Below are 16,829 nucleotides of genomic sequence, written 5' to 3'. Positions count from 1 at the left end.
TAAAAATCTTAACTTATGTTAATAAACATAGCAAATTAACAAAGTAGTTACAGCAAAAAAGCTAAAAAACTCTTAATCTATGGCCTAATTTACCAAACTTTGTCTCCATATATGAATCGTTATATTTATTACGTTCCACAATAAGTGGTAGACACTTTGTAACTCCTATACCACTACTTTCCAATTCTGACAATTTCCTATCATTGTTTGTAAGTAATTGGATTTTGTTAATGTTCAATTTCTTAAGCATTTTAGCTGCAACAGCAAAACTCCTTTCATCATCTTCAAAACCCAATATTCTATTTGCATCAACAGTATCAAGATTATGTCCTCTTTGCATACTGTACGCTCTTAACTTATTAGTTAAACCAATGCCTCTTCCATCTTGCATCAAATACAATATAATACCACTTCCAGAGTCAGCTATCATTTGAATTGCTTGATGTAACTGACTTCTGCAATCGCATGACAAGCTATCTAACAAGTCACCCGTATAGCACGAAGAATGAATTCTCACTAATGGTTCGTCATCTTTATCTGGATTGCCAATGATAATTGCATGATGTTCTCTTCCACCACTTTCGGTTCTATAAGATATGATATTTACTTCTTGAGTCTGTTTTAAAAATAATGATGTTTTGCACACTTCATATACATCCTGATTTTCTTGAAAATTATTTATGAATGACGTGTCCAGTGCAATAACGTCATTTTTCTCGCACCAATTTCGCATTTCATGGTTATTCTCAAAAGTCATATCAGCCACTAACGCGTATGGCAATAATTCTGAGAACTTAAGCAAGGCAATAGCACATTCATCTATTGTCTTTGAGCATTGCAACTCTTTTATGCAATCTTCCTTTGAACAGTTTATTAAATAGAGCAGTTCATCAAAATTATTCACCAACAGACGTTTGCTGTTATGTTCTTTATTCTGAGATATGTATTTTACCTTACTTGAAGTTAAAGTAACATATACATTACTTGATGTAAGCTTGTATTGATTAAATAAATCTCTTTCTAAAGCCTCAGCAGCAGCAAACAATAGGTAATTACTTTCATCATATATTACAATTGGCCGACCGCGCCTGATTTCGCTGATAGCTCTTTCTACCTTATTGCTATTCTGATTTCCTATAAACATTTTTACCCATATTAAACAGCGATAAAAACTGGTGCGGCCGAGAAGACTTGAACTTCCAAGGCCTTATGAGCCACAGCGACCTCAACGCTGCGTGTCTACCAATTCCACCACGGCCGCACTATATTCTAGTTTTTATATAATTATTTTAAATTACTTAATCATTTTAGAATTTTTCATCTAGAGTGTCAATCTGATACTAGAATAATTTAGAAATTGTTTGTATAATTTGATTATGAATTTTGTGATTATAAATTTTAATCATTTAAGATAACCTTACTACTAATTTTTAACTTAGGTTTTTATACAAATGAATATAGCTAATATCTTTATTTTTTTAGCTCTCTCTCTTATAACTAGCTTTCATTTCGTCCATGCACAAATATTATACACATGGTCTCAAGTTATCCCAGAAAATAAACTAAGCATACGCGCAATTACGGACAATGACATGTGTCCCATTGTTTATGTTGATGGCGAGGAAACAGAAATGCTGAATCGCAGCTCAATTAACAATGGTGATCATAACGAAACAGTTTGTGAACTGACAGTACAAACAAGTGCCAAAAACATTAGTATTGAGGATCTACGGGTTCCTATATTACCAAAAAAGGTTAATAAAATTGCTTTCATTGGTGACACGGGCTGTAGAATAAATATGTTATTTCAGCAGGAATGTAATTCGGTAGATAGCTGGCCTTTAAAAAAAAATTTAGATTCAATCGCCCTTCATAAACCAGATTTAATTATCCATGTTGGTGATTATCATTATAGACAAACAAAATGTAGAAATACAAAAAAGTGTGGCGATATTTATGGATATAATAAAGAAGTTTGGTACGCTGATTGGTTTGAGCCTGCAAAGGATATTTTATCACAATCCCCTTTCCTTTTTGTTCGTGGAAACCATGAGAGTTGTGATAGAGCTTATGAAGGATGGTTCAGGTATCTAGATTCATACCCCTTTTCGTCTGAAAAATGTGGAAACTTCGTTTCTAGTTGGTCCTTAGATGCTGGACCGATGAAATTTTTTATCTTCGACTCTTCATCCGGTGAGGATATTTTTACAACCCAAAGCACAATTGATGCTTTTGAGAGGCAATTTGATAAATTGATACAAAATAGTTCTGACAAGCCCATGTGGTTTTTAACTCATAAACCGCTTTGGAGATCTCCAAAAAAAGAATTTTTGACATTAAAAAGCCATGGTAATCTTATACAAATCGAAGCTTTTGGAGATAAATTTCCAAGCAATGTTACTACCATAGTTTCTGGCCACATTCATATAGCCCAGATTTTATTAATGGATAATGTTCCAGACCAAATTATAGTTGGAAACGGTGGTGCATCATTACACGCTCAAGATCAAGAATCTGTTTATCAAAATGTAGAATTTGACTATTTAAATGGTAAAAACTACTTAGCACACGAGGTTAGAAACTTTTTTGGCTTTGGCTTTGCAATACTAAATTTAGATGATCACGAATTTACCTTCTATAATCAACACAATAAGGAAATGTATTCTGCGAAGCTAACAGAAGATTTTAAACTTAAACGGATTAAAACTATAGTCGATTCATTTTAGGATTTGTTATTAGCTATTTTAAAAACGCTACTTAAACATTTTTTTTAATCGATTGATTTCATCAGCAAATTTTGAGTCGGTCTTTATAAAATTTTCTACTTGTTTTACTGCATGTATAACAGTAGCATGGTCTCTGCCACCAAAGTTTCTCCCAATATCTGGTAGGCTTTTTTGCGTAAATTTTTTGGCAAAATACATAGCTATTTGTCTTGGCCTTGCAAGACTGCGAAGCCTTCTATTGGATTGCATATCTGCAACCTTTATATTGAAAAATTCAGCTACTTTCTTTTGTATTTCTTCTATTGTGACTGACCTATGATTTGACCTAAGAAGATCGATTAGGGTTTCACTAGCTGATTCTACCGTCATACTTCTTCCAATTAATGAGGTATGGGTAACCTTATTTAATGCTCCTTCTAATTCTCTTATATTAGATTTTATGTTCCTTGCTAAAAACTCTAGGACATCTTTCGGAACATACATATTCATCTGCTCCACTTTTGCCTGCAATATACCAAGCCTTAATTCAAAAGTTGTTTCATTAATATCTGCCACCAACCCCCAACCGAGTCGTGATTTTATTCTTTCTTCCACTCCATCAAGATCACTAGGAGACCTATCAGCTGATATAACCAATTGTTTATTTTGGTCTATCAATGCATTGAAAGTGTGAAAAAATTCTTCTTGTGTACTATCTTTACCACTGATAAATTGCACATCATCTACCATCAATACATCTACTGATCTAAATTGCTCTTTAAATAACATAATATCTTTGCTTCGCAGCGCTGTAATATATTGGTACATGAATTTCTCTGCTGATAAATACACCACTTTTCTTTTTGCTGATGGGGAATTGACTATGTGCCAAGCTATAGCATGCATTAGATGTGTTTTACCAAGTCCCACTCCACCATATAGAAACAAAGGATTGCTGCCTAATATTGGATCTATAGATTCTGCCACACGCTTTGCCGCCGTAAATGCTAATTCATTTGGCTTTCCCACTACAAAATTATCAAAGGTGAACCTTGGATCCAGCGGCGAACCAAGATTATGATTACTTTCCTCTCTGTTTTTTAGTATAACATTAAAATTTGAATTCCTCTCCTCAATTACTTGAATATCAATAGAACGTATACTTTTATCTTCGCTTTGCCATAATGATAATATTTTTTTCATGTAATGAACTGTAATCCACTCTTTTATAAACCTTGTTGACACGGATAAAAGAACTTCCCCATTTCTGCTACTGACAAATTTTAGTGAACTCAGCCAGCTATTATATGTTGCTTCTCCATAAAGATTATAAAGACAATTTTGGATTTTTTCCCAAGTAACATTGTGATCCGTTACTGTAATAATCTGATCAAAAAACATAGTAGAAACCTTAGGGCTAGTTAAGTTCATATACCACACCAAGAAAAAAGCAATAATTAGAAAAATATAAGATAATCAATAGCTTACTGCAAAATGAAAAGCTAATACTACTTAATACATACTAAAAATTATGGTGATTTTTTGATGGGTTGTAAAGGGTATAAAAACATTAAAATTGATCATTTTTATTTCAAAAAAATGAAAAATTTGTAAATGTCGCTTGTATCGAGGATTAGAAGCATGCTATTAAAAACAGTAATACATTATGTATAAATAAGATGTTAAATTTACTGGCAAATAAGTAAAGTATTCATATAAATATAGCTAACCTAATATAGATTTACTGAAGCAAATTTATGATTATATTAAGTAATTTGAGTTGTTATGCTGTATTCGGTATTGAACTAGAGTTTTACATTGAAGGAATAGAAAAAGAATACTTATTTCTGAATAGCATCAAAAATAAAATAGCATCTCTTGAATTTTCTTGCGAGAAGGAGAATTCTACACATCAGTATGAGATAAAAAGTGGTTGTTATACGAACTCCTACAATTTAATTAAGCATTTTGAGTTAGCAAAACAATCACTTACTGAAACAGCACAAAAACTAGGTGGGAATGTTTCTTTTAAAGCAAAGCCTTATTTGGATAGAGCAGGCAGTGCATTAAATGTGCATGTTAATCTCGTGAATTCAAATAACGGTAACTTATTTTATATCAATGAGCAAAAGTACAGTGACTATCTGATTCATAGTATTGGTGGATTATGTGCAATGATGAAAAAACATATGTTGTTTTTTGCTCCAAATGATGATTCATATTTAAGATTTCAGTATCCGGATATTCACACTCCAACTACGATTAGTTGGGGAGTAAATAACAGAACTGCTGCGATAAGAATTCCCTATTTTGGCAACGATTTCAAAAGATGCCGCCTAGAGCACCGCGTTCCCGGAGCAGATTGTGACCTTGAAAAAGTACTCACAGCAATAATTGAAGGTATGGTTTTTGGTATAGAGAACAAAATTGCTCCGCCAAATAGGGTCTACGGCATTGCATCTGATCCTCAATATGAGATGGAGAGGTTAATATAACAACTATCTATCAAATCCTAATCCGTTAAACCCCTTTTGGGTAATTGGCTGTTTTAGCATTTTTTTTACATCATTATCTACATTTTTGCACTGTAATAGCAAGTCTAAAGCAGATAGTTTCTGCGTGCTTTTAGATTCAAGCTCTAGATTGCTTAACACTTGCCCAGGAAGTGGATTACCAGGCACATCCATGTGCTCAGGAAGAGGTTTCATCTGATTCTTTATAGAGCTAGAGTTATTTTGTGTAAGAGTTTTATCATTTAGCATGCTAAGAACAATTTCCTCAGGCACTACCATAGTTTTTGTATAATCAACAGGATTACTATTTTCAGCATCTATAGTCACATGAATTGGTTCGCCAAACGCATTTATAGGACCACCAAGTGATCCTTTCTCCATGCGTTCTTGTGCTCTTTTCCTTATTATTTCTTCTTCTAGCTCAGTTTCAGTTCTTTTTGGTTCTTTTACGGTATCTTTTTCTTCACCTTCATCAACACTGCTATACCCTTCATCTTCTGAAACTTTATCTCCTGAAACACGAGTAATTTCAGCTTTAGTTCTTATTTTATGAACCAGCGAAAGTAATAAGTAAGTAACTGCAGCGGCAGAAACGATAATGGCTATCTTTGCGGCAATGTGGATTGCTGTTAAAAATATTAAAGCTGATAAAGCTCCAGCTAATCCAGACACAATAACTTTATTTTTGCCCTTTGTTACATTTAGAATTGCCACCATAATAACCTCTCAAATACTGTTCTAGAATTATTATACAGGAATTTTCTTATACTTGCAATTTTGCGAAAATTTTAATTATTTGCGTAAAGTTTTAAAGCTACACAAGGATTAATTAATATGCAATGTATCTCGACTATAATATTGTACAAACACACATATTCAGCTAACATTCAACATGCAGAGCTTACTCATAGAGCGAAACAGGGCGGTGGTATTATTACTTATAGTAATTTTTATCTTCGGTTCATACGTTTATGTAAAAATGCCAAGGGAAAGCAATCCTGATATACAGATTCCTATAATCAGCGTGTTTGTTGGACTTCCTGGGATTTCTGCTCAAGATAGTGAAAAGCTATTAGTGCTTCCTATAGAAAATGAACTAAGATCCATCGAAGGTGTAAGAGAATTGAGAGCTTTTGCAACTAATGATGGTGCTCACATGATACTCGAATTTGGAACAGAGTATGATAATAAAGAAGTACTCGATAATGTTCGTTCAAAGCTTTCAAACATAAAATCGAAGTTACCTGTTGAAGCGGAATCTCCGATAATCAATGAAATAAACTTGAGCTTATTTCCGATACTCAATGTCGGCTTAATTGGTAATTTGCCAGAAAGAGCCTTAACTGAAATAGCACGCAAGCTAAAGAAAGAAATAGAATCTCTGCCAAATGTTCTCAAAGTTGAAGTGGCGGGTATGCGTAAAGAAACAGTGGAAGTTATAATTGAGCCCACAGTTCTAACAAAATATAACATTCAATCAAACGAAATATTCCAAGCTATATCAAGCAATAACAGACTAGTGGGAGCTGGGTCACTGGCCGGTAAATATTCGATTAAAATATCAGGGTTATTAAAAGATATAGAAGATATTATGAATATTCCTATTAGATCTCAAGGCGATGCAGTTTTGAGAATCAAAGATATAGCAAAAGTATACCCTAGGTTTGAGGATCACCAAGGGTTTGCTCGCATTAATGGATTACCTAGTGTCGTGCTAGAAATTTCAAAACGTAATGGAAAAAACATAATAGACACAGTAAATCAAGTAAAATACTTAATGGATAAGGCAAAAGATCAATTACCTGAAAATTTAAAAGTGGTGTACTTAAACGACCAGTCAAAAAACGTCCGCGATGTGCTTGATGACTTGGAAAACGGCATAATATTCGCTGTGTTGTTAATATTGATCATAATGATGCTTTCGATGGGAACAAGGATTGCTATTCTTGTGGCACTCTCGATACCCGGTTCCTTTCTCATTGGAATAATAGCTCTTTACTTTATGGGCATCACTTTAAATATCGTTGTGCTCTTCAGTTTAATCATGGCTGTTGGCATGCTGGTTGATGATGCAATTGTGATCAGCGAATATGCCGATAGAAAGATGATCTGCGGAATGGACAAAGTAGAAGCTTTTTACACTTCAGTTCGTGATATGTTTTATCCGGTTCTATCATCAACGTTAACTAAATTAGCAGTGTTTTTTCCTCTATTGTTCTGGCCTGATACTGTTGGTAAATTCATGCAGTACATACCAATTACAATAATTCTAACTTTGACTGGATCGCTCATTATGGCTTTGGTTTTTATACCAACACTTGGTGCAATATTTGGTAAGCCTTCGATAACTTCAAAAAAAGAAATAAAAAAAATGAGTGCTATAGAAAGTGGTGAAATAAAAAATGCTGGGCCTATAATAAGAGCTTACGTACGCATGCTAGAGAAGGTTTTGGATCATCCTAAAAAATTCGTATGTGCTACTGTATTCGTTTTGTTTTCATTTAGTGTGCTGTACTTTACTTTTGCTCCTGGAGTAAAGTTTTTTCCGAAAGTGGATTCAGATAATATTTTAATCAGTGTTAAAGCAAAAGAAAGCTTATCAGCCAAAGAACGAGATCTGATACTCAAAGAAGTGGAAGAACGCATTTTGAGCATTGAAAAAGAAATTCATGTTTCTTATGCTAGATCAGGAGCATTTTCAGACAACGTTATCGCCAGAATACAACTAGAACTTATGGATTGGCGCTTCAGGCGCAAAGCTAAGCACATACTAAATGATATAAGGAGCAGTGTGCAAGACATGAAAGGAATAATAATTAATGTTCAAGAGGAAAAGCCAGGACCGTCGGCTGACAAGCCAATACAAATTAACCTCAGCGGGAGTGTATCCAGTTTGAATTTAGCAGCAGAGAAAATTCTAGAAATTATGAACCAACCTTCATCCGGGTTTATAAATATTCAAGATAGCAGATCAGCACCTGAAATAGAGTGGAATATGAGCGTTGATAAGAGTAAGGCTACAAGTTCTGGAGTAAGTGTTGCAACCATTGGCGATTTTATAAAGATGGTTACAAATGGAGTGTTGATTGGAAAATATAGACCAAATAACACGGATGAAGAAATCGATATTGTACTCCGTTTCCCCAGAAGAGACCGCAACATGAAGACTATAGACAATCTTTTTATCAATACAGTTAATGGCCCGTATCCTATGAGCAACATAGTAAAATATGCCCCCGAAAAAAAGGTAAACAAACTAAGTAGGATTGATGGATCACGCACAGTGACAATCTCTGCTGACCTGGATACTGGCTATCTTGTTGATGAAAGAGTAAAGTTCATTCAGAATTCTATTGCCCAGGATTGGGACAAGGGAGTAAAAATTGATTTTAAAGGCGACAAAGAAGATCAACAAAAATCAGGAGCATTTTTGTTAAAGGCTTTTATATTAGCGATTACACTAATGATATTGGTATTAGTGACACAGTTTAATAATGTATACCATACATTTATCGTAATGACAGCAGTGTTTTTATCCACAACATGTGTGTTTTTTGTTTTCTTTCTTATCCAACAAGTTTTCGTAGTTGTTATGTGTGGAGTGGGGATAATTGCTTTGGCGGGAATTATAGTGAATAATAACATACTATTACTTGATGCCTTTCATCACCAAATTAAGGTACACAAAAATGACATCAAGCGATGTGTAATAAACGCTGCAATTTCTCGCGTTAGGCCAATATTGCTTACCGTTGCAACCACAGTTCTTGGTTTAATACCGATGATTACCAGGTTAAATATCAATTTTTTTACGCTACAAATCACATATGATGCTCCATCAAGCCAGTGGTGGGTTGACATTTCAACAACCATAGCAAGTGGAATATTGGCTGCAACGGTTTTAACTTTATTCTTTACTCCTGCGTTGCTTGTTATACAAAGACATGAAAAAACTTGACTTAAATTAGCAATCATTTAACATTTAAGATAGTGTTCTTTGCCCGTTGGAGCTATAATTATAACTAATTACATTGGATTTATTTATTATGATTGCTAATCGTAAAAGCAGTGTTAAGCAGAAAAGTAACAAGAATAACATAGTTGGAAGCCTTGATGTAATAAAAACAGCAGGAGAGCTTTCACTTCAAAAAGGTTTAGATTTTGATGTTGTAATAAAGGCACTAGAAAGTGCTATAGAAGCAGTGGCTCATCAAAAATATGGTAGCAAAAGTAAAATTGTAGTTGATATAGATAGAAACACAGGCAAAGTTACTTCATATAGAAAACTAAAAGTTATTGATGATGAATCAAATGAAAAAGAGAATACCGAGTGTGAATCAATTACGCTTACACAAGCTAAATTAATAAAAGGAGATGCAAAAGTTGGAGATACTGTTAGTGAATTACTCTCTCTTAACACTGATCTTGCTTCAGCAAGAATTGCCCAGCAAAAGATTGCTCAAATAATTAAAGATGAAGAGTCAAAAAAGCAATATGAGGAATTTAAAGATAAGGTGGGAGAAATAAGGTATGGTATTGTTAAACAAGTAGAATATTCAGATCTTATTATAGACATAAATGGCACTAGGGCATATCTTCCATTGCGAAATTTAACTGGTGGTGAATCATTTCGTGAAGGTGATAAGGTTAAAGCTTACATACAGACTGTTAAGCGCTCTGATGATGGACATCAAATTATTCTTTCTAGGACTCATGAAGGCTTTTTGGAGGCATTATTAAATCAAGAAATACCAGAAATTGCTGACGGATTAGTGACAATTAAAGGTATAGCTAGAGATGCTGGTTCAAGGTCTAAGGTTGCCGTTTTCTCTCCCGACAAGAACATTGATCCAGTAGGTGCTTGTGTTGGAGTTAAGGGAGATAGAATAAAAACTATTATACACGAATTAAATGGTGAAAAAATTGACGTTATAAATTACTCCTCAGATTTGGGTCAATTTGTTATTAAAGCCATTACTCCTGCAGAAGTATCGAAGGTTATTATTGATGAAAATGAAAATTGCATAGAGTTAATAGTTGCTGAAGATCAATTGAGTTTAGCGATAGGAAAAAAGGGCCAGAATGTAAGATTAGCTTCAGAGCTTGTTGGATGGAAAATTGAGATATTAAGCACTCAGCAAGAATCAGAAAGGCGAAGTAAAGAACTTAGTCAATGTTCAGCTTTATTTGCTGAAGCTTTAAACTTAGAAGAGATTATGGGTCAGCTATTGGTAACAGAAGGTTTTTCAAGTGTAGAAGACATATCTAGCGCTTCAATTAAAGAGCTTGCTTCAATAGAGGGCTTTAATGAAGATATTGCAAACGAACTTCATAATAGAGCAAATAAGTACCTGAAAGCAGAAAATGATAGAAAAATAGAAGAGCTAAAAAGTTTAGGTATGGAGGATGATGTAATCAATTTAACTTTATCAATAGACAATAAAATTGCTCTTAGTAAGCATGATATTAAGACTTTAGAGGACATAGCAGATTTATCAAGTTATGAGTTTTGCAGCATACTCTCTTCCTCATCCGATAGCAAAGAAGATCTAAAAGATACAGTAGATTCAATAATCATAGAAGCACGTAAAAAGCTTGGATTAATATAATAAAATAATATGAATAATGAAGATATCAGTGATAAAAAATTAACGCTCCAAGGTTTAAGCAAGCTTAAATTAGACCTCAATTTAAACTCTTCAGCTAGCCCAAGTACTGGAGCTACAGTAGTAAAAAAAAGAAGAAAAAAATCTCATGATGCAGAAGAACATAATTTATTTGACGAGAGTAAATTAGGTTCTTTAACAGAGAAAGAACAAATTTTTCGCATTAATGCTGTGCAGAATGCTGCTTTGCTGAAAGAAAGAAATCAGAGAGAAGAAAAAGAGAAAACAGCAAAAGAAGACAGCAATAAAGAGATTGACGAGAAAAATGAAGCGGACGCTTTATCTAAGGAAATAAATAAGCAAGTTTTAAGTAATACCCACTTAGTTGAACCAAAAGAAGATAGTATTGACCATGAGGACAACGATAAAAAGTCTTTTAAAGTCAACAAAGATATATATTCTAAGCATTCTAAACTGGTAATTGCACAGGCAATAGATGAAAAAACTGAACAACCCCCTGTATTTAAGCAAAGGTTTGGTATAAGAGGTAGAAAGTCAAAGTTTACTAAGGGTAAAAATATATCAAGAGAAGTTATTATACCAGACAAAATAACTATCAGGGAGTTATCTATTCGCATGGCAGAAGATAGCAAGAGTGTGCTAAAAATGTTCAAAGAAGAAGTCGGTGAGAGTTATAGAGTAGATGATCTGGTGGATCCAGATATAGCATGTGAAATAGTGGAAAAATTTAATCATACGGCTAAACGAGTGAGCGATACCAACAGAGAAAAAGATTTATTTTTTATAGAAGGCAGAGAAAGCCTGCCTAAAAAACCTAAACCACCAATCGTCACTTTTATGGGACACGTCGATCATGGTAAAACCTCATTGCTCGATGCATTTCGTGAATCTAATGTTGCAGAAAGAGAGTCAGGTGGCATAACTCAACACATAGGTGCTTATCAAATAATAACAAAAGATAAGCAAAAAATTACTTTCATTGATACACCAGGACATGAAGCGTTCACTGCGATGCGTGCATGTGGTGCCAATATTACTAATATAGTTGTAATAGTAGTTGCAGCTGACGATGGAATCATGAAACAAACAGTTGAAGCAATAAATCATGCAAAAGCAGCAAATGTTTCTATTATAGTTGCTATTAATAAAATTGATAAATCTGAGCCTGGTGATGTGGAGAAAGTAATGAGTAGCTTACCTCAATATGATCTCATTCCTGAAGAGCTTGGTGGTGATGTTATGATTGTGCCAGTATCAGCAAAAAAGAAAACTAATTTAGATAAACTAGAAGAGACGATTTTGTTAATCGCTGAATTAATGAAGCTAGAAGCAATAGAAGATTGTCGAGCACTTGGATGGGTAATAGAATCCAAAATAGATAAAGCGAAAGGAATATCAGCTACATTGATAGTTGAGGAAGGAACGTTAAAGGTTGGTGATATATTGGTAGTTGGTACAACATACAGTAAAGTACGTAGTATGGTTAATCACCTTGGTCAAAGAGAAAAAGCAGCACTACCCTCCGCTCCAATTGAAATTACTGGTCTAAATGGTGTACCAAATGCTGGAGATAAATTTGTTGTTGTAAATTCTGAAAAGCAGGCGCGTGAAATTGTTGAATACAGGCTAGAGTTAATCAAGAAAAAGAAAGAAGATTTGGGCGACAATAATTTAGATATATTCAGTCGTAATAACAGCGAAACAGAAGAACTATCTGTAGTTTTAAAGTGCGATGTAACTGGTTCTATTGAAGCAATATCAAGTTCAATTGATAAACTCGGTAAAGACCAAGTGAAATTAAATATCCTACACAAAGCAGTAGGAGGGATAACAGATTCAGATGTGCTGCTTGCAGAAGCATCAAGTGCAGTAATTTTAGCTTTTAATGTAAAAGTGGACTCAAAAATAAGGGACTTGGCAAAACAAAAAGGTATAGAAATACATACTTATAACATAATATACGAGCTCATTGACGACATGAGAATGTATTTAACTAAAATGTTAAAGCCTGTTACACGAGAGGTTCGTGTTGGTTCTGCATCTGTAAGGCAAATATTTAATGTATCTAAAGCTGGTAATATCATTGGATGTTACGTAAGTGATGGAGTCATAAGAAAAGATTCTTTAATTAAGGTAGTGCGTGGTGGCAAATTGGTGCATGAAGGAAAGTTAAAAGCACTACGTAGATTTAAAGATGATGTTAAAGAAGTAGGTGTAAACTTTGAATGCGGAGTATCACTAGAGGGTAATGTCGATATTAAAGTTGGAGATATTTTGGAAGCTTATCAATTAGTGCAAGAAGAAAGGGTGTTATAGTAGCTGGATATGAAAAAGGAAATTAGAAACCTAAAGATAGCATCGGTATTGCATAGAGCAATATCAAGAATTCTAATGGAAGGTAAGGTGTTCAATAAAAATGTAGCGGTATCTGACGTAAAATTAAGTAAAGATTTGAAAAAAGCAGATGTATATATTGTGTTATCTTCATTGAATATTCAAGTAGCTGACTACTTAGATCCAGAAAAAAGACGCACTGGAGATCCTTCTGAGAATAATTGTGATATTAACACTGTTGTTAATGAAATGAACCAGTCTGCATGGTCAATACGTAAATCTATATTGTGTTATGTTGATTTGCGATTTATACCTGAGTTAGTTTTCAAGCCTGATTTAGCGTTCGATAATTTTGTTAATGTAAGCAAAATATTACATAATCACACTTAATTAATGTATTTCAACCATTACTTTTCATTAATGAGGTTGCACAGTTTAACAGGTTTGTGGCTTGTGCTATTTCCCAGTTTGAGCGGTATTCTTTTAGCCTCAACTTCTCTATCGTATCAGGTTCTTTTTCTCCTTGTTTTGTTTACTATAGGTGCATTTTTAATGAGACCTGCAGGGTGCATAATCAATGACATTTTCGATAGGGAAATAGATGCGCACGTTGAACGAACAAAATATAGGCCACTTGCAAGTGGTGCATTAAACATAAAGCAGGCTTTGGCTTTACTTTCACTGCTACTGTCTATTGCCCTGGTAATCTTATTATTAACTAATAAAACTACACTTATACTTGGAATAATCTCAATGTGTATGATAGCTACTTACCCTTTATTAAAGCGGTATGTTTGGTGGCCACAATTGTTCTTAGGGTTTACCTTCAATATGGGATCGCTCATGGGCTCAGCAGCAATAACAAACCAGATCAGTATAGAATCCTTGCTGTTTTATATAGGATGCGTCTTTTGGACACTTAGCTATGACACCATATACGCCCATCAAGATAAAAAAGATGATGAAAAACTCGGGATGAAATCTACCGCATTATATTTTGGTGATACAACAAAATCTTGGTTGAAAAGATTTTATTTAATATCTCTTATGACGTGGCTATATGCTGGTATCTTATCATCATTAAATAACATTTTTTATATTGCTCTACTTGCTGTAGGGTTCATATTTCACCGCCAATACAAAAATTTCAATCCTGACGATCCCAGTCAATGCATGTCCATATTTAAAAATAATTCCTACGTAGGGTTGCTTCTCTTTTTTGGCATCCTTTTAGATAGAATTATCACCTAGGTCTCAAGAGTTTCGGCTCTAATGAAATCAATAGACTCAGGTAGCCCGCAGAAACAAAAAAACTTGCTTGACAAACTCCGCCAGCCCTCTTATTATGAAACTGAAGCTATTGTATTTGCTTTCGCCAATCTGCAGATTAAAAGGTAAGGATTACTTAATGTATCGGCGTCTTATGTTCAATTTTTTGCAGTATATAGATACTGTATGTCTTTACAAAACTTCATCTACATCTAGATTTTTATCTAAATAAGCTGAACGCGCTTATAAAGCGTTACAAGACATCAAAAAATGCCAATACTCGACAGAGATAGTAAAAGACTAGCTAACTCGGGGATTCTTTGTCTTTTTTTCTGCTTAGTAAATTTCTTAAACATTTGCAGCGTAAGTTAGTTGCAATTAAAAGCGGCTGAATCTCGCTTGTCAAGCGTTTAAAACATAAAAAACGCCAATATTTTAAAGCGGATAATAACCACGGGGCTTCTTTTGCCTTTTTTTTCGTTTGGTAAATTTCTTAATATTTATAGCTAAACAACAACCGTCATCCCGCTACGTGTTAGCGGCTAAGAGATACCGCGGCGGTATGACGGTTTGCGGCGGCATGACCTCGTCATTCCCCTACGTGTTAGCGGGATCTAGAGATACCGTGACGGTATGACGGTTCGCGCGGTGGCATGACCTCGTCATCCCGCTACGTGTTAGCGGGATCTAGAGATACCGCGAATGAATCGCGGTATGACGGTTCGCGGCAGGATGACGATAAGCTCGTCATCCCACTACTTGTTAGCGGCTAAGAGATACCGCGGCGGTATAGCTATAGGATGACAAAAAAAGGGCACTGTGACGCACAATTATCAGTTAATGCTAATTACGGCATTATAAAAAACGCCAAACTTTTTTCTGCTTTTATGCAAGAAGTCTAGTCCATATATTCCTCCCACTTTTCCGTGACTTTTCTTACTATTTCCTCACTCATTTTAATTTTCTTTCCCCATTCTCGTTTGGTTTCAGGCGGGATTTTATTTGTCGCATCAAATCCCATTTTACCTCCAAGTCCACTTTCAGGGGAAGCAAAGTCTAAATAATCAATAGGTGTATTTTCTATCATGATTGTATCACGCACAGGGTCCATCCTCGTTGACATTGCCCACATCACTTCCTTCCAATCACGTATATTTATATCATCATCAACAACGATAATAAACTTCGTGTATAAAAACTGCTTTAGAAAAGAAAGTATGCCCATAACAATTCTTTTTGCCTGCCCTGGATAGGATTTTTTTATCGACACTATCGCTATTCTATATGAGCAACCTTCCGGTGGCAGATAAAAGTCCACTATCTCTGGAAATTGATTGATAAGAATGGGCACAAAAATTTCATTGAGTGCTTCACCAAGAATCGATGGTTCATCAGGTGGCTTGCCAGTGAAAGTGCTAAGATATATCGGGTTTTTACGCATAGTAATTGCAGTAATATTAAATTCAGGAAATTGCTCAACAGAATTATAGTAGCCGGTGTGATCTCCGTATGGCCCTTCGTCTTGATATCTATCCAAACTCACATAGCCTTCCAGAACGATTTCCGCGTGAGCTGGCACTTGAAGTGGAATAGTCTTACAATTTACAAGCTCAAGCGGCTTCTTTCGCAGTAGTCCAGCAAATTGGTATTCTGACAATGTTTCTGGCACTGGAGTTACTGCAGCAATAATCGTTGCAGGATCACTACCGATCACAGCAGCAGCAGGAAATTTCATATTTCTGCCTTCTTCCTTCCAACGCTTATGGTGAGTTGCGCCACCCCTGTGTGCAAGCCAACGCATTAGTGTTGTTTTTTTATCTATAACCTGCATACGATATATTCCAAGATTAAAATTATCTTGCTTTTCTTTCGTGGGTCCTTTCGTTACCACAATTGGCCAGGTGATAAGTGGTGCAGGTTCATTTGGCCAGCATGTTTGAATGGGCAGTAGACTTAGGTCCACTTCATCTCCGGTTAGCACTACCTCTTGACATGGAGCCTTGCTCACGACTTTACTTCGCATCGATAACACGACTTTCAACAAAGGAAACATTTTTATAGCATCCTTAAAGTTTTTTGGCGGCTCAGGTGATTGCAAAAATGCTAAAAGTTTACCAAGATCTCTTAGTTCATCAGGATTTATGTTCAACCCCAATGCAATCCTCTTAATAGTACCAAATAAATTCACCAAAACAGGAATCGAATTTTTACCATTTTCTGTGACAACATTTTCAAAAATGATCGCTGGCCCTTTGTTTGACAAAACCCTACGGTGAATTTCTGTCATTTCAAGAACTGTTGAAACTTCCTCCTTAATCCTAATCAGATCTTTTTTTTCTTCTAAGGCTTTGATGAAGTCGCGTAAGTTGTTGTACATATTC

The 16,829-nt window shown here is 35.0% G+C and carries 11 protein-coding genes and 1 tRNA gene; 7 read left to right on the top strand and 5 right to left on the bottom strand.

Features of this window, described 5'->3' with window-relative positions; genetic code table 11:
• Window positions 1-61: 61 nt before the first annotated feature.
• Both AAGD62_RS02645 and AAGD62_RS02640 read right to left on the bottom strand, forming a co-directional pair.
• Window positions 62-1,144, bottom strand: a complete 1,083-nt coding sequence (locus tag AAGD62_RS02645) for a GTP cyclohydrolase II (RefSeq protein WP_155968232.1) — start codon at window positions 1,142-1,144, stop codon at window positions 62-64.
• 29 nt (window positions 1,145-1,173) lie between these two features.
• Window positions 1,174-1,261, bottom strand: a tRNA-Leu gene (locus AAGD62_RS02640).
• Window positions 1,262-1,451: 190 nt separating this feature from the next.
• On the opposite strand from AAGD62_RS02640, the gene AAGD62_RS02635 reads away from it, so the two are divergent.
• The gene (locus AAGD62_RS02635; RefSeq protein WP_155968229.1) at window positions 1,452-2,726 is read left to right on the top strand and encodes a metallophosphoesterase; all 1,275 of its coding nucleotides are present in this window, start codon (window positions 1,452-1,454) and stop codon (window positions 2,724-2,726) included.
• Window positions 2,727-2,753: 27 nt separating this feature from the next.
• Here AAGD62_RS02635 and dnaA read toward each other — a convergent pair whose 3' ends face one another.
• A complete protein-coding gene (gene dnaA, locus AAGD62_RS02630; protein WP_010962298.1) occupies window positions 2,754-4,136 on the bottom strand; it encodes a chromosomal replication initiator protein DnaA in 1,383 nt (460 codons plus the stop codon).
• Window positions 4,137-4,462: 326 nt separating this feature from the next.
• Here dnaA and AAGD62_RS02625 point away from each other — a divergent pair, with 326 nt between their 5' ends.
• On the top strand, window positions 4,463-5,200 hold the full coding sequence (locus AAGD62_RS02625; protein ID WP_006280263.1) for a glutamine synthetase: 738 nt from the start codon (window positions 4,463-4,465) through the stop codon (window positions 5,198-5,200).
• Window positions 5,201-5,203: 3 nt separating this feature from the next.
• Here the strand turns inward: AAGD62_RS02625 and AAGD62_RS02620 are convergent, their stop codons facing one another.
• Window positions 5,204-5,935 carry a hypothetical protein gene (locus tag AAGD62_RS02620; protein ID WP_155969525.1) on the bottom strand — a complete coding sequence of 244 codons (732 nt, stop codon included), beginning with the start codon at window positions 5,933-5,935 and terminating at the stop codon, window positions 5,204-5,206.
• A gap of 175 nt (window positions 5,936-6,110) precedes the next feature.
• Between AAGD62_RS02620 and AAGD62_RS02615 the strand changes: the two genes are divergently transcribed.
• From AAGD62_RS02615 to ubiA, 5 genes are all read left to right on the top strand, one after another.
• Window positions 6,111-9,176 carry an efflux RND transporter permease subunit gene (locus tag AAGD62_RS02615; protein WP_155969523.1) on the top strand — a complete coding sequence of 1,022 codons (3,066 nt, stop codon included), beginning with the start codon at window positions 6,111-6,113 and terminating at the stop codon, window positions 9,174-9,176.
• An 88-nt stretch (window positions 9,177-9,264) separates the two neighbouring features.
• Window positions 9,265-10,827: a transcription termination factor NusA gene (gene nusA / locus AAGD62_RS02610; protein WP_155969521.1), complete on the top strand. Its 1,563-nt coding sequence runs from the start codon at window positions 9,265-9,267 to the stop codon at window positions 10,825-10,827.
• A 9-nt stretch (window positions 10,828-10,836) separates the two neighbouring features.
• Window positions 10,837-13,161 (top strand): translation initiation factor IF-2, encoded by a 2,325-nt coding sequence (gene infB, locus AAGD62_RS02605; protein WP_155969519.1) that lies wholly within the window; start codon window positions 10,837-10,839, stop codon window positions 13,159-13,161.
• A 9-nt stretch (window positions 13,162-13,170) separates the two neighbouring features.
• Complete coding sequence (locus AAGD62_RS02600; protein WP_038249615.1) at window positions 13,171-13,569, top strand: ribosome-binding factor A; 399 nt, start codon at window positions 13,171-13,173, stop codon at window positions 13,567-13,569.
• 3 nt (window positions 13,570-13,572) lie between these two features.
• Window positions 13,573-14,430 (top strand): 4-hydroxybenzoate octaprenyltransferase, encoded by an 858-nt coding sequence (gene ubiA, locus AAGD62_RS02595; protein WP_155969517.1) that lies wholly within the window; start codon window positions 13,573-13,575, stop codon window positions 14,428-14,430.
• A gap of 916 nt (window positions 14,431-15,346) precedes the next feature.
• On the opposite strand, the gene AAGD62_RS02590 is transcribed toward ubiA, so the two are convergent.
• Complete coding sequence (locus tag AAGD62_RS02590) at window positions 15,347-16,825, bottom strand: UbiD family decarboxylase (RefSeq protein ID WP_155969515.1); 1,479 nt, start codon at window positions 16,823-16,825, stop codon at window positions 15,347-15,349.
• Between the last annotated feature and the right edge of the window lie 4 nt (window positions 16,826-16,829).

Source organism: Wolbachia endosymbiont (group A) of Eristalinus aeneus (assembly GCF_964026915.1).
Lineage (GTDB): Bacteria > Pseudomonadota > Alphaproteobacteria > Rickettsiales > Anaplasmataceae > Wolbachia > Wolbachia pipientis.
Note: the sequence above shows the minus strand (reverse complement) of the source record. Positions and strands in the feature narration are given on the sequence as shown.